The 14,449-nt window shown below is 41.7% G+C and carries 12 protein-coding genes and 1 riboswitch; all 12 genes read left to right on the forward strand.

Features of this window, described 5'->3' with window-relative positions:
- The first annotated feature begins 88 nt into the window (after positions 1–88).
- The 12 genes from ACFQZ9_RS09280 to ACFQZ9_RS09335 all read left to right on the forward strand — a co-directional run bounded on the left by ACFQZ9_RS09280 (position 89) and on the right by ACFQZ9_RS09335 (position 14,423).
- Positions 89–286 (forward strand): hypothetical protein, encoded by a 198-nt coding sequence (locus ACFQZ9_RS09280; protein ID WP_498943479.1) that lies wholly within the window; start codon positions 89–91, stop codon positions 284–286.
- Entirely contained in the window at positions 286–2,562 is a 2,277-nt protein-coding gene (locus tag ACFQZ9_RS09285) for a phage tail protein (RefSeq protein ID WP_498943481.1), read from the forward strand. Before ACFQZ9_RS09280 ends, ACFQZ9_RS09285 begins: the two co-directional genes overlap by 1 nt.
- Positions 2,552–4,930 (forward strand): distal tail protein Dit, encoded by a 2,379-nt coding sequence (locus ACFQZ9_RS09290; protein ID WP_498943483.1) that lies wholly within the window; start codon positions 2,552–2,554, stop codon positions 4,928–4,930. Before ACFQZ9_RS09285 ends, ACFQZ9_RS09290 begins: the two co-directional genes overlap by 11 nt.
- A gap of 12 nt (positions 4,931–4,942) precedes the next feature.
- The gene (locus ACFQZ9_RS09295; protein WP_498943485.1) at positions 4,943–10,249 is read left to right on the forward strand and encodes a phage tail spike protein; all 5,307 of its coding nucleotides are present in this window, start codon (positions 4,943–4,945) and stop codon (positions 10,247–10,249) included.
- Positions 10,250–10,266: 17 nt separating this feature from the next.
- Positions 10,267–10,803 (forward strand): DUF4376 domain-containing protein, encoded by a 537-nt coding sequence (locus ACFQZ9_RS09300; protein WP_498943487.1) that lies wholly within the window; start codon positions 10,267–10,269, stop codon positions 10,801–10,803.
- Entirely contained in the window at positions 10,797–11,015 is a 219-nt protein-coding gene (locus ACFQZ9_RS09305) for a hypothetical protein (protein WP_498943488.1), read from the forward strand. Before ACFQZ9_RS09300 ends, ACFQZ9_RS09305 begins: the two co-directional genes overlap by 7 nt.
- 135 nt (positions 11,016–11,150) lie before the next feature.
- Positions 11,151–11,237: riboswitch (cyclic di-GMP riboswitch) on the forward strand.
- A 252-nt stretch (positions 11,238–11,489) separates the two neighbouring features.
- A complete protein-coding gene (locus ACFQZ9_RS09310; protein WP_498943490.1) occupies positions 11,490–11,891 on the forward strand; it encodes a phage tail fiber protein in 402 nt (133 codons plus the stop codon).
- Positions 11,892–11,906: 15 nt separating this feature from the next.
- Positions 11,907–12,194 (forward strand): hypothetical protein, encoded by a 288-nt coding sequence (locus ACFQZ9_RS09315; protein WP_498943492.1) that lies wholly within the window; start codon positions 11,907–11,909, stop codon positions 12,192–12,194.
- An 8-nt stretch (positions 12,195–12,202) separates the two neighbouring features.
- Complete coding sequence (locus tag ACFQZ9_RS09320) at positions 12,203–13,018, forward strand: hypothetical protein (RefSeq protein WP_498943494.1); 816 nt, start codon at positions 12,203–12,205, stop codon at positions 13,016–13,018.
- A 10-nt stretch (positions 13,019–13,028) separates the two neighbouring features.
- Positions 13,029–13,187 carry a hypothetical protein gene (locus ACFQZ9_RS09325; protein ID WP_498943495.1) on the forward strand — a complete coding sequence of 53 codons (159 nt, stop codon included), beginning with the start codon at positions 13,029–13,031 and terminating at the stop codon, positions 13,185–13,187.
- Positions 13,188–13,323: 136 nt separating this feature from the next.
- Positions 13,324–14,100, forward strand: a complete 777-nt coding sequence (locus tag ACFQZ9_RS09330; RefSeq protein WP_498943497.1) for a hypothetical protein — start codon at positions 13,324–13,326, stop codon at positions 14,098–14,100.
- Positions 14,100–14,423, forward strand: a complete 324-nt coding sequence (locus tag ACFQZ9_RS09335) for a hypothetical protein (RefSeq protein WP_498943499.1) — start codon at positions 14,100–14,102, stop codon at positions 14,421–14,423. Before ACFQZ9_RS09330 ends, ACFQZ9_RS09335 begins: the two co-directional genes overlap by 1 nt.
- Positions 14,424–14,449 lie beyond the last annotated feature (26 nt).

Genomic DNA, 14,449 nt, shown 5'->3' on the forward strand with positions numbered 1-14,449 from the left:
GGAGCTTATTAAAGAAATCGCTTATGGGGCTCTTAATCTAAGCCCAGAACAGTTAGGGAAATTAACATACGGTGAATTTTCCAATTTAGTGAAGGGGCACAAATGGCGTGAACGTCGTGAATTAGAAAAAATGGCTCTATCTGCTTCATGGATTACTGCTCCACACCTGAAAAAACCTCTTGATCCTAAGGATTTACTAAAGCCTGAAAGCAAGAAAAGACGGGTAACTCGAGAGGAAAAAGAAAGAGTAACCAGAGAAATCGAAGAGAAACTGGGGGTGAGATGATGGCAACCCTTGCGGAAATGATGATTGAAATCGGCGTTGATACAACGGATATGGATCGTTCTACCCAGCAAGCACAAAATGACATGCGCGGTATCGGCGCTTCTGTTGCTGAGCTAGCAGATAATATGGATACCAGCATGGCGGATATTAGGCGGCAATGGCGAGGTATGAGCGAAGAAATGAGGCAGGCTCATAGGCAAAATGCGGCTGCATTGGCTCCTTTCCGGGCACAACAACAGGAAATACAATACGAGTTTTTCCAGATGGCCCAGGGCATGGAAGATTATCAAGGAACCACCCAAGAGTTTATGGACCAGCTGACAGAGTTAGGAAACCGAAACAGGCAAGTTAACGATAATATGATCCGAAACAATAACATGATGCGTATGGGTTTTATCCAGGGTATTGCAACCATGCTGGCGAGAAGTACGGCATCGAGTAAAATCGCGGCAAAATTTGACCGAATGAGAAATCCTCTTTACCGGGTTAACAATGGCTTATTAGCTGTCAGCGGCGGCATTGAACGGATAGCGGCAAGAGGACAACCTGCGGCACTAGCTTTAAGAATGCTGGGACCTAATGCAAATATGAAGGCCTTAAATGATATGACCAGGATGATAACAGCCGGAATTATGCGGATGAATGCTGTGGCATTGGTTGCGGCAGCCGGAAGTGCAATTCTGTACACCGGCTTAGCGAAAGCGGCCTATGATTCTGTACCATCTTTTAAAAATGCAGCGGATGAAATGATGTCATCAGTAAGAAAAGCATTCCAGCCAATGGTTGAGGCATTTGCAGCAGTCGTGACTCCGATCATGAAGGTTATTACGGCGATTGCAAACTTAGCCATTAAATTTAATGAAGCGCACCCGTTCCTGGCAAAATTGATCCAGGGATTTTTAATGATTATTCCTTTACTAATGCTTATCTTATCTCCTTTGGCTATCGGTATCGGATTATTTGCAGGACTTCAGGCTGCATTTGCATCAGTTTGGATGTTAATTGGTCCTCTGGTAACAGGATTAGCTGCAATGAGTGGGACGGTTTTAGTTGTAGCAGGAATTATTGTTGCCCTGGTTGCTGTAGGGATTCTTCTCTACAAAAACTGGGATACGATTAAAGCTAAAGCAATTGAAATCTGGGGAGCAATCCAAACATTTTTTGTTAATCTTTGGTCTGGAATCGTAACAGTAGCGGTAAGCATCTGGTCGTCCATTACGAGTTTCTTCTCAAGTTTATGGAATGGTATTAAATCGGTATTTTTCACAGTTATTAATTTTATCGCTAATTTTATCCAATCTAAGTTCGGTTATATTCTTAGCGCGATCAGGATTGTAATTGTCAATGTTAAAAATATCATAAAAAATTACTGGAATATCATTAAAAACATTTTTCTGGGCGTTATTTTAATCATTACAGATATTATCACCGGAGATTTCGGCAGTATTAAAGGTCACGTCAAACAGATCATGAGTAATATTAAGGGTTCAATTCAGTCGATATGGAATAGTATTAAATCCATATTTACAGTTGTCGTGAGAACGGTTGTTAATTTTGTAAAAACATCTTTTTCTGATATGAAAAACGCTGCCGTTCGGGTCTTTAACGGACTAAAAACTGGAACTGTTAACGCAGCTACGTCACTAAAAAATTCAGTAGTTAATGGATTTAAGGCTATGAAAACTTCTGTCAGTAATACGATGACAAATGTGAAAACGTCTGTAGTTAATGGCTGGAACAAAGCTAAATCCTTCTTAACCAATATTAACTTAAAACAGATTGGGGTAAATATCATCCAAGGTCTGGTTAACGGCATTAAATCGATGGTAGGAGCTGTTGGAAAAGCTATTTCGGACGTGGCCGGCAACATTAAAAGCAAAATTAAAGGCGCACTAGGAATTAAATCTCCTTCTCGTTGGATGCGAGATATGATAGGTAAAAATATCCCATTAGGTATGGCTGTAGGAATTGAAGCAGAAAGCGGAAGTGTTATAGACTCCTTGAATGCCTTGTCAGATGATGTAAAATACGCAACCCCTGATGTTCGACCTTTGGCTGATGATGTGTTTGCGCTGCCAGGGGTTAAACCTATTGGACCCTTATCCTCCCATCAACAAAAAACGGAAAAAGAAAATGGTGCGGAATATATTTTCCATCTATCTATACCTATTGATGGCCGTGAGGTGGCGAAGGCTACCGTTGTATATAACCAAGAGGAGCTCGATAAACGGCAGGTTAGGAAAAATCGCTTCGGAGGGTTGTTAGATGGCATTTGATTTTACGCAAATAGTTCCAAGGTTTTTTAAAACATTAAATCTGAAAGAAACTACAATTCTACAATCATTCGCAATTGACGAGGTAAACGGACATATTTATGCGGCGCAAGTTACGGCGGGGTCTACCACAACCCCGCAAGACTTTACCATTTCCCGGTTAAGTTTATTGGACGGGTCTTTTATTGATTACATGAAAGTATCCCAAGGCGGGCACCCGACTAATATAGCCGTCGAAACAAGCGATTTAGGCATTTATATTTGGTATGGAGATAATGACGGACCTTTAAGAACGTTAACAAGTATAAAATATATACCGAATACAACGCAAAGCAGTACTTCGATATATGCGAAAAAATACACTCAATTCCTACCTGGTGACAATCTTTGTCCGACAATTGACAACAAAAACAGAAAGTTGGCTATACGGCGGGACAATGGGACAACGGACACGGTGTATATTTATGATTTGGACAGTGTGAAAGCCAATGGCAACACCGTTTTAAATACCGTAACGATTCCTTATGAATTGAATTATTTGCAAGGATTTTCACTAGATGGGGACGTTTTATATTGGTATGCGGGTGATACAAACGAGGAAAATTATCCGCTTTTAATTACTTCTTATGATGTAATAACGGGCGCGCAGCTATACCAGGAACGCGCAACGGTTGGTTTTGGTCTTGATAATGACTTTACAGAACCGGAGGGAGTGTTTTTATACACCCATCCAACAACCGGGGACAGAACTCTATTTTTAGGAATATCAACCGGCGATGTCGGGGCCAGGGTTAGCAAGTTTTATTCATTCCCGGAAAACGACGATAGTTATGTTATTTCATTCGGGGGGTTTGCTATTTCCGATTATATGAAAATAGTAAACGTTAAACGCGATATTTTGCCACCAAGAGAAATTAATTTATTGGATGTACCAGGCCGAAACGGCGCATATTTTTCCAATGCACGTTATGGAGTAAGGCAAATAGATGTTGATGTGATTATTACCGCCCGGACACCGTCGGAGTATATGGCAACAATGCGCTTTTTGGCGTTTGCAATGGATATAAACGAACCAACGGAAATGGTATTCAGCGATGAACCGGGTAAATATTATTACGGGATTTTGGCGGATAAATCGAGTGTGGATCAAGTTTTAAACATCGGTAAAGGTACATTGACGTTTTTATGTCCGGACCCGTTTGCATATTCTATTTTCCCGAAAACATTAACGCCGGCAAATAATCTTTTTACCTTTGTTAATAAGGGGACGACGACAACCTACCCGAAATTTACGGTAGATTTTACGCAAGATGCAACGTTTGCGAGTTTTATTTCGCCGGATGGGGTTGTTTTGATTGGTAATCCAAACGAGCCGGACCAAATTGTATTACCAAAAACACAATATAAATTAAACGATGGAATGGCAAGTTTAAGCGGGTGGGCTAGTTCTACACTAGTAGACGCAGGGCGGACCGTTGCCGGAACCGTTGCGGTTAGCGGGGATGGAATTATCGCGAATAGTTACGGTAGCGGTGCCGGTTGGCATGGACCTGCAATCAGAAAAGATCTTCCCGAAACCGTAAAGGATTTTACCGTAAAAGTAAGAATGGATTTTGAGAGCCAGGACGGAACGAGCAAATTAGACGGAGACCAATTAGGACGCCTGGAAATTTATTTATATGATGCGTCCGGGTTTAAAATCGGAAAAATGATTATGCGTGATTCCTATAATCATTACGAGTTTAATATTCCGGAGATTTTTATTCAAAATACAACCTTTTTAGAGGACGAGCCAAGAGCGCCAGGACCAACCGTTATTCCGTGGTATGAAAAAGATGAAAAAGGAAAATGGCATTGGACAACCAAGGAAATATGGCCGTCACACGTTGGATCATGGAACGATTTTTACGGCGAGTTTACATTGCAACGCGTTGGGTCTACATGGTATGCAGAGGTTTCCACCATGCAAGGTGGGGCCAAAGATCCACAAAAGAAAATAAAACCGATTATTAAAAAAACATTTACTGATAATGACGGGAAATTCACAAATGCAGAACTGTCATATATTGTTATAAACTATTTGCAATATGGCACAAACCCGGCAGTTAAAACAATGAGAGTTGATGACGTTAAAGTATTAAAGTGGAATACTGATACGACTATTGATGTTCCGGCCATTTTTTCAGCGGGGGATCAACTGGTGGTTGATTTTAATGATAATAGCGTCAGAGTGAATGGAAATTTAGATTTGTCTGATGTCGATGTCGCAAGTAGATTTTTTTCTATTCCGGATGGGATGACACAAGTAAAATTTAATTCCGATGATCCAAACGCGACAGTAACCGCCGAATTTATCGAGCGATATTTATAAGGTGGGGGTAATATGCTTTTTGTTTTAAACAGGCATGAAGTGGTAGAAGCAATTTTGGACAATAACGACGCACCTGGGGCGTGTCCATATTACGAAGATTTAATGATTGAGGATTTAAGCACCGGGGCTTCCTCTTATGAATTTAAAGTACCTTCCTATCATCCATCGACCGAATTTTTAATTGGCGGCAATTTTATCGTTAGGAAAAACTTAGACAATAAATTAGTTATGTTTCAAATTATGCAAGTCGAGGATGCGCATGGCGGGGAAAATAGTATTTACGTTTACGCGGAAACCGCCGGACTAGAATTATTAAACGATATTGTCCGGCCTGGGACATGGGACACTAAAAGCGTAGATCAAATTTTGGACATTGTCTTGCAGGATACACGATGGCAGCGCGGGGAAACGGAATACTTTGGGGTAGACAATTTTACCTTTGATGCGTATTACAACGTTTTGGACAGACTGAATTTTGTTGCGGATAAGTTTAACGCTGAGATATCATTTCGTGTAAAAATGAAAAACGGCGAAATTGTAGGGCGGTATGTTGATATTGTGCAGCAACGCGGAGAGGATACGAAAAAGCGTTTTGAATATGGCAAAGACATTCAAAACATACGGCGCACCGTCGATTTATCAAGTGTTGTAACGGCGTTAATCGGGGTTGGTAAAGGACAAAATAATAGTTCAACAACATTCAAGAGTATCAGCCGTTCCATTTCCAATGGGGACAAGTTTAGTAAACCATTTAACCAGGATTGGGTGGGAGATCCGGACGCGTTGCAACAATTCGGGATTAAAGGAAAGCATATTTTTGGAGTTTACGAGTATGAAACAACAAACGCAGATACATTATTGGATAAAACATGGGCGCAACTGCAAAAACAAAAAAATCCGCTAGTAACCTATGAAGTGGATGTTTCATTGCTTGAAAGGTTAGTAGGTATTCAACATGAAGCCGTAAGGATTGGTGATTCTGTTTATGTTATAGATACCACCTTCAGCCCGCCGCTTTATTTAGATTCAAGGGTATCACGATTAGAAACAAGTTTTACGGACCCGAAAAAAGATAAATGTGTTCTTGCGAATTTTAAAGTTGCTAAATCCAACATTACAAAGCAAATGAGGGACATTCAAAGCAAGTTATTGCAAAAGGAGTCAACTTGGGATAGTTCTCTATTTACTTGGATTATGTATGCGGATGACGAAATAGGAACCGGTATAACAAACGATCCGACAGGAAAACAATATATCGGATTATCTTACAACAATGTCATACAAGATCCTTCAATGGATCCGTCCGTTTATTCTTGGGCGAGGATTACCGGGGAGGGCATCCAGGGGCCAGCGGGGACAACTTATTATACTTGGGTAAAATATGCCGATGATGCAGCTGGGACCAATTTAAGCGATTCGCCAACCGGTAAAAAATATTTAGGGCTGGCTTACAACAAAATAAGCGCGACAGAAAGCACAAACGCGGCAGATTATACATGGAGTTTAATTTTAGGGCCACAAGGACCGCAAGGGGTACAAGGGAGTCAGGGGATTCAAGGGCCTGCCGGACCACAAGGTCAGGCAACTTATGTATGGATCAAATATGCCGATGATACAAACGGAACCGGAATGAGCGATTCACCGACCGGTAAAAAATACATGGGGATTGCGTACAACAAAACAACGGCCACAAAATCAACCGTTGCGACAGATTACCAATGGAGTTTATACGTGGGATCTGATGGTGTGCAAGGACCGCCAGGAGCGAACGGACAGCCTACTTATACGTGGATAAAGTACGCGGATAGTATAACTGGAACAGGTATGAGCGACGACCCGACAAATAAGAAATATTTAGGGATTGCTTATAATAAAACGACGGCAACAGAAAGTACAACGGCAACAGATTACTCTTGGAGTTTGATCCAAGGACCCCAAGGTGACACCGGGCCACAAGGACCGCAAGGCAACCAAGGAATACCAGGACCAACCGGGCCGCAAGGTCAATCTTTATACACTTGGGTAAAATATGCGGATAGTTCAACAGGAACCGGATTAAGCGACGACCCAACTGGGAAAAAATATATAGGTTTTGCTTATAACAAAACAACGGCAACAGAAAGCAGCATTGCAAGCGATTATACATGGTCATTAATTGAGGGTCCGCAAGGAGTACAAGGGCCGAACGGGGTAACTTATTATACATGGCTAAAATACGCTGATGACGCTAACGGAACCAACATGACAGATACACCAACAGGCAAGAAGTACATGGGCATAGCCTATAATAAATCCACTTCAGTCGAAAGTACAGTAGCAACAGATTACTCTTGGAGCTTAATTCAGGGACCACAAGGTGTAACGGGCCCCCAAGGTCCAATTGGAGCAACCGGTCCCCAAGGACCACAGGGTATTTCTGGCACAGATGCAAAATATGTAGTACTAAGTGGCCCCCTAGTATTTAAGTACGCGGCAGGAGCTGGAGCACCAACCAATACCACTGTGGCTTTAACGGCAACAGCTTATAATATTACGTCACCAACCTATCAGTGGCAATATTGGAATGGAACAGCTTGGACAAACTTAACAAAAGCTGGTAATACCTCTGCGAGTTATACGGTAGCTTATAATGACACAGAATGGTCAACCAATACTTCAATGCGATACCGATGTCTTGTGAGCGGAAGTTACTCAGATGAAGTAACTCTGGTGAAGGTTTACGATGGAACTGCAGGCGGTACTGGCCCTCAGGGTAATCCTGGAGCAAATGCTTTAACTTTGATATTAACAAACTCTGCTCATACTGTGCCAACCGACTCTGCCGGAGCAAATGGAGTTTATACTGGATCTGGGACCGATCTTTATCTATATGAAGGAACAACAGCATTAACATATGACGGAGTAGGAACTTCCAATGGAACTTGGAAAGCCACTGCAGCCGGAACTAATATTACTCCGGGAGCTATTACAACCGGTACTTCTCCTAACCGTGGGGTAGCTGCTGTAGCTTCTGCTATGACTGCCGATACCGCTTCGATTATCTTTACAATTACCGGTAAGCGGGCTGATGGAACTGCAATTTCCCTAACTCAGACTCAGACCTTCAGTAAGTCAAAAACTGGATCTCAAGGTGCTACTGGGTCTACTGGACCACAGGGACCAACTGGACCGCAAGGAATAGCGGGGCCAAAAGGTGCGGACGGTGTAACTTATTACACTTGGATTAAATACGCAGATTCGCCCACAAGCGGCATGACCGACACGCCCACAGGAAAGACTTATATGGGTATTGCTTATAATAAGACAACGGCGACAGAATCAACAACATACAGCGATTATTCCTGGAGTTTAATTCAAGGCCCGCAAGGTATTCAAGGGCCAACAGGGCCGAACGGACAAACAACTTACACATGGGTAAAATACGCGGACGATGCAAGCGGGGCGGGAATGAATGACAGTCCAACCGGCAAACGGTGGTTAGGTTTGGCGTTCAATAAAACAACCGCAACCGAGAGTACAACCGCAACCGATTATAGTTGGTCCCCGTTGTATGATAATGTGCAAGTTGGCGGACGGAATTTATTTTTAGGTAGCGGGAGCGCAGTTGTTGGCGGGTTATCATATGCCGCCGGAAGTAATGCGGAATATCAAACGTTAGATATAAAAAATGCCTGGAAAGATAATTGTGTAAGCGGTGATACTGTTACTATATCTTTTGATGTTGTTATGGCTAAGGGTAATTATTTACAAATTTATAATTCTAACAACGCCGGACCATTTACCTTTACAAGCAAATCCTTTAGTAATATAGGGACAACGAAAAAAAGGTTGGCGTTTACAACCACATTGCAATCAAGGGCAAGCCCGACAAAAACAAATGACACCATCGAATTTTATAGCACATACGGAACGTCCGATTGGTTCAAAATAACCAACGTTAAACTCGAAAAAGGAAACATTGCAACCGATTGGAGCCAGGCGCCGGAGGATTTAGTCCAACAAAACACCGACTATAACGGCGTTAATTTTAGCAGCGCAAACGGTATGGTGGTAACGAGCGCCAAAAATAAACTCACATTGAACGCAATAAAAGGCATTGAGATTTTGCGGACGAGTGACAACAAAGTTATGTTTAATGCCGATGCATCAACCGGAAATGTGACATTTGCCGGTGATATAACCGGAGCGAGTGGAACATTTTCCGGCAACATTGACGCGGCAACCATTACCGGGTCAAGCGTTACGATAGATTCATACCAAGATGCGGACACTACCAACACCGTTAAACTAGAAGGGCCAGGGCTAAACGCTTATTCGTTCTACCTAAACCCAACAACGCGGAAAACGACAGTGAGAAATGCTTTAGTACAACAAGGATTATTTTGGACGAAATACACCTTTGGAGGAGTTTTGTATAATGAAATGTTACAGGACGATTTCTCTATTAGGTTTAATAACTATGGCGGGTCCAATGCTAATTTAGCATCATCTGCTATGTGGTTCAACGGGACGACCGGAATAAACTTTGGTAGTTCAAATAGTCCGTCATTATCCCCAGGATTATTTGATGTAACGTTTTCTATGGATGACAAGAAAATAAATGCTTATAAAACATTGGATATGAATAATACCAATATAGAAGGAATTAATCATTTAGTATTTGAAGATCCGGGAGCCGCCGAGGGTATAGAGTGGGCCGGCGGTAATGGTTGGGTAATTTCGGAATCCACCGACGCTAAAGCAAATGGCGCGGGCAATCTTATGTTTTGGACCGGCGGAACATATAACTCGACAACGGGCCTTTATGGAAGTACAACCAATCTATCTAAAGTTGCAGCGTTAACTCCGGGTGGGCAATTGCAATTAGTTAGCGCCGGCGGTAGTTTGTTGAAATTCACAGGCACAACTCATACGTACCAAGAGTTTTATATCGATACCACCCGTTATGGTTGGTTTGGTTATGGGTCCGCCGGGAGTACAACATTCCAAATGAGAAACGAACAAGGTCCGATTGTAATACAAGCTAAAACCGTAAATGATGACGTTAGTATAGTTGGCCAATTAAAAGCGTCAAACCTAGCAGCGGGGCAAGTGACCGTAACACCGGTTGCAAACGCGGTAAAAAGCATTGCTATTTCATTTGGTAAAACGTTTGAGGTTGCACCGATTATATCCGTTGCGGCCAATTCAACCGTTCCTTATTCAGAGGTGAGGATGGTTAGTTTCAGCAACGTCACTACTACAGGATGCACGTTAAATATTTATAGGACCAATACAACCGCAACTGAATTGCATTGGATAGCATACGACCCAACGTAGAAAAAGGGGGATAAAAAATGTTAGTCTATATTATTTGCGATGAAAATAACCGGGTAACAGATGTCGCAACAACGCCAATTGGTGAAAATCCAATCGGGGTTGAGGTTGAAGATAAAGACATATTTACAAACCCATTTAATTTTTTATATGAAAATGGCGATTTAATAAAGGAAAATTCCCAAGAGTTGACGAATAGAAAAATAGAAAAAATGGCAGCAATAGAGGCGTTATGCGACGCCTCTATTATTGCAGGGTTTGACTATGAAATAAACGGAATATCTTATCATTTTTCTAGTTCATTAGCAGCCCAGGCAAATTTCCAGGGAACAGATACGCTATTTAAAGACGGATTAATAAGCGATGTAGAATGGACCGTTACCAACAATGCAACCGGAGCGGTTGAGCGGATTTCATTCGACCAAACGGTTTTTAATCAATTAAAATTACAAGTTTTTATTCATATAAACTCTAATATTAGTAAGTTGCGAAACGAATTGCAGCCGAAAGTTGACGCGGCGCAAAGTCAAACGGAATTGGATTTAATCATATGGTAAAACGATATTTTTGGAATATCGCTATTTCTATTGATCAGTTTTTCAATACCATTTTAGGCGGCTACCCGGATGAAACAATGTCATCCAGGATGGGGAAACATTTAGCTAAACATAATTGCCCGTTTTGTAATTTGATTTGTAAATTTCTCAATTTGTTTGAAAAGGATCATTGTGTTAAATCAATAGAAACGGATGAGGGAGAACCAATGTAAGAGCCTTAGACAATAAAGTTCTTAGGCTTAACCGACTAAACGCCTACTTAATAGGTGTATTTTTTATGTGTAATGTGAAAAAAGCACTTGATAAATGGTTCGTTTATCCTATAATAGTTTTATATTCCATAAATCGTACGATAAAGGCAAAACCATTGAAAGATGGTGACGCAAAGCTATAGGGGCTAAGGTACTTATGCATTAAGCTCGCCAGTTTCCGAATACGGACTCCTACGATTTATGATTCAGTATAGGAGGAAAGTTGGGGATACAATTGTTTTTTTTACAACTTAAGAAGGAATGGCATGCTTTTAGATTGAGATACCATGAAACATTACTTGAAGGTTGTCTAGATACTAAAATTAAGATTAAATTGCAAAAGAGTATTTCTTACCATTTAACGAAATTGAATGATTTTTGATTTTAAGAGTCCTTTTAGGGCTCTTTTTATTTTACTAAAAGGAGAGATGAAAAATGGCGACACTTAGCTTAACGAATTATCTTGAAGGTAAACTAGCGGAGCATGTATTACGGAACGTGGCTTATACACCACCGACCACTTTATTCGTTGCCCTCCACACTGCAGATCCAACAGAAGCCGGAAACGTAGCTGAGGTCACGACTGCTGCTTACACTTCCTATGCTCGTAAGCAAGTAACGTTTAACGCAAATTCAAACGGGATGTGTGCGAGTGCGGCAGACATTAGCTGGAACATTGATGGTGCCGGAGTAACGATTGCACATATTAGTATTTGGGATTCCTTATCTGGTGCGACCAATCCACTGTTCTACGGACCACTAAACGCATCCAAGACCATGGCAAACGGAGAAGTGTTCCGGATTCCTGCTGGAAGTCTTTCTGTAGGATTTGATTGATAGGGGGTGGATTAGATGGCGGCGTTAGATGTTAAAAGCGGGTTACAATCCATTGCCGCCGGTTCTGTTTTAGATATTAGGCCAGGAACCGGGGAAGAATGGGTTATAAACAACCTTTATTATGGAGGTTCGGTAGAAATCAACAGGACCGACGGAACAAACGTTTTAAAATTCGATTCGGATTTGAATTTTGGCGGGCGTATAGGAACGATTTACCGTTGTACTAATTCACAATGGTTACAAATAAAAAATACCGGTACGACATCAATCCTAATCGGATATGATGGCGTTCAAACTAAGTAGGTGAAAAAATGGGCGTTCGCTATTTTGGGGAAACATTCCCGGCGGGGGTTTTCAATGCGCCGGTAAACGAGAGGCAAGTTGCTAGATATATACACACGGCTAATGATGTATTGAATATTGCATCGTTAGATATAACTACCGGGATATTTACAACAAGCAACCCAATTATCGGTACGTATTCAGTTGGAAAAATCATTACAATGATTGTTAACTATAAAAACGCAATTCCGGCTAAACTTTTCGCTGAATGGAACGGTACCAACGAATACGGATTAGAGTATATTGATTCCACGCATTTTTATGTAGTCAATAAATCTAGTTCCAACACAAGGATTACAACATATGCAGCTAACACCGTGGACTTATCACAAATTGTATTTGAATATAATTCTAGTAATAACGGCGGTAATTTACCAAACGTAAGCATAGATTTATCCGGCATAACGTTAGGTAGTTATATCCGAACGGTTTGGACAGGTGTTAGAAATAGGCCGAGTTATTCACGCGTTGATATAAATGGAACGTATGGAGACGCAAATACAGTTTTCAACAATACGGCGGGTATTTCTATGTTAGACGGCAGACATTTCATGATTGGATATGCAGAACAAATTTACCATTATATACAGGAAAGCGGATTGCTATTAGTCCTAGAGGGTAGAAGTGCAAACCAACAATGGTCGGGCGGTACGAGTTGGGCGTTGGCATCAGGCACAGGGGCCGCGCGTGCATTTTGGATAGTGCCGAAATGGAAACCGACATTGGCGGCCTTTCAAGGTAACATGGCAAATGGAAGCACATTAGAAATTTATACAACAATTTAGGGGGATTAATATGGCTAAACAAATTTTATTCAATCCCGCAACCGGCGAAAAAACACTAATTGATGTTGAAGAAACGCCGGCGGAACCGGAGAAAGCACCGGAACCGAGCCAGGAGGAAAGATTAAAAGCCATTGAGGACGCTATTTTAATTTTAATGGGAGGGTTTTAAATGTACGCTTTTATCTTAAATATGTGGGTTATGCGTAGAATTGACGCAGAAAAGGTACAAAGCTATGTGCCAAAATATATAACGCAACAGGAGGCGGACGCAATTTTGGCAACGCCACAAATATAGGGGTGATTAAATGCCAATTACAGAACGCGGGCGAATAGTCACCGGCAATTTAGACGAACGTGGTCGGTTTGTTTTCGGTTCATTGGACGAGAGAGGGCAATTTGTATTTGGCACAACAACTCCACAACCAACAACCAAAGATGCTTCTGCAACTCTGACAGGTATAGGCCCCCTCACAGCAAGTGCAGTTCTTATCCGTGATGCTTCTGCCAGTTTAGTAGGTTCGGGCATCCTAAACGCTTCCCAGCTGGTTATCCGTGACGCGCAAGCCATCTTACAAGGTGTAGGTTTACTCAATGCGGATGCTGGCGGGATTACGGTGGTTACTGCTTCTGCCTATTTAGTAGGACAAGGTAATTTAAATGCAAATGGACAAAGAGAGGTATTATCCGGTGCAACCTTAATCGGTGCAGGGCTTTTTGATGTCAACGTGGGCGATGTAACGGTTATCACTGCTTCAGCAAACCTAGTGGGTACCGGTGCTATTATTGCAGAAGGTATTCGAATAGCAAACGCATATGCCAGCCTAAAAGGCTCAGGTAACCTAACGGTCGATGGACAACGTGAAACGCAATCAGGGGCAAATCTGCAAGGCTCCGGGGCATTGTTCGCAGAAGGTCAGAGGATTGTTATTGCAGAAGCGGAGTTAATCGGTTCAGGCAAGCTGATGGTATTTGACGGTGATCCGATTATTGGAACGATTAAGCTTAAAGGCTCACAAACGTTAAACGTATATCTCAAAGGCAGACAGGATTTAAACGTCTACCTCAAAGGTGGGATAAATTAATGGCGGAAATCAATCAGAATTTTAGTATGTACCAAGGGGAAACGAAGAATATTGTTGTTCCCATCACAAAAGATGATGGCTCTAATGTAGACCTAACGGCAGCGGTTCTAAACTGGTCGGTTCGACAAAGGGAATATTCCACAACTACGGTTCTCGTAAAAGAATCACCTGATATCACTGTGGAAGGTAACACATTAACTATCCATTTAAAACCACCGGACACAGAAACATTATTGGGAACTTATTATCATAAATGCGAAATCGTGGATCAGCAGGCAAATGACAGTGTGCTATTTACGGGGTTCGTAACGGTTAAAGTTTAGAGGGCTCTAATGGGGCTCTCTTTTAT

This window comes from Neobacillus sp. GCM10027624 (genome assembly GCF_042675345.1).
GTDB classification, from domain to species: Bacteria; Bacillota; Bacilli; order Bacillales; family Cytobacillaceae; genus Neobacillus; species Neobacillus cucumis_D.

Bases quoted from the DNA above. Each gene is read 5' to 3' on its own strand.
- ACFQZ9_RS09285 (WP_498943481.1), top strand. From the start codon at position 286: ATGGCAACCCTTGCGGAAATGATGATTGAAATCGGCGTTGATACAACG.
- ACFQZ9_RS09290 (WP_498943483.1), top strand. From the start codon at position 2,552: ATGGCATTTGATTTTACGCAAATAGTTCCAAGGTTTTTTAAAACATTA.
- ACFQZ9_RS09295 (WP_498943485.1), top strand. From the start codon at position 4,943: ATGCTTTTTGTTTTAAACAGGCATGAAGTGGTAGAAGCAATTTTGGAC.
- ACFQZ9_RS09300 (WP_498943487.1), top strand. From the start codon at position 10,267: ATGTTAGTCTATATTATTTGCGATGAAAATAACCGGGTAACAGATGTC.
- ACFQZ9_RS09305 (WP_498943488.1), top strand. From the start codon at position 10,797: ATGGTAAAACGATATTTTTGGAATATCGCTATTTCTATTGATCAGTTT.
- ACFQZ9_RS09310 (WP_498943490.1), top strand. From the start codon at position 11,490: ATGGCGACACTTAGCTTAACGAATTATCTTGAAGGTAAACTAGCGGAG.
- ACFQZ9_RS09315 (WP_498943492.1), top strand. From the start codon at position 11,907: ATGGCGGCGTTAGATGTTAAAAGCGGGTTACAATCCATTGCCGCCGGT.
- ACFQZ9_RS09320 (WP_498943494.1), top strand. From the start codon at position 12,203: ATGGGCGTTCGCTATTTTGGGGAAACATTCCCGGCGGGGGTTTTCAAT.
- ACFQZ9_RS09325 (WP_498943495.1), top strand. From the start codon at position 13,029: ATGGCTAAACAAATTTTATTCAATCCCGCAACCGGCGAAAAAACACTA.
- ACFQZ9_RS09330 (WP_498943497.1), top strand. From the start codon at position 13,324: ATGCCAATTACAGAACGCGGGCGAATAGTCACCGGCAATTTAGACGAA.
- ACFQZ9_RS09335 (WP_498943499.1), top strand. From the start codon at position 14,100: ATGGCGGAAATCAATCAGAATTTTAGTATGTACCAAGGGGAAACGAAG.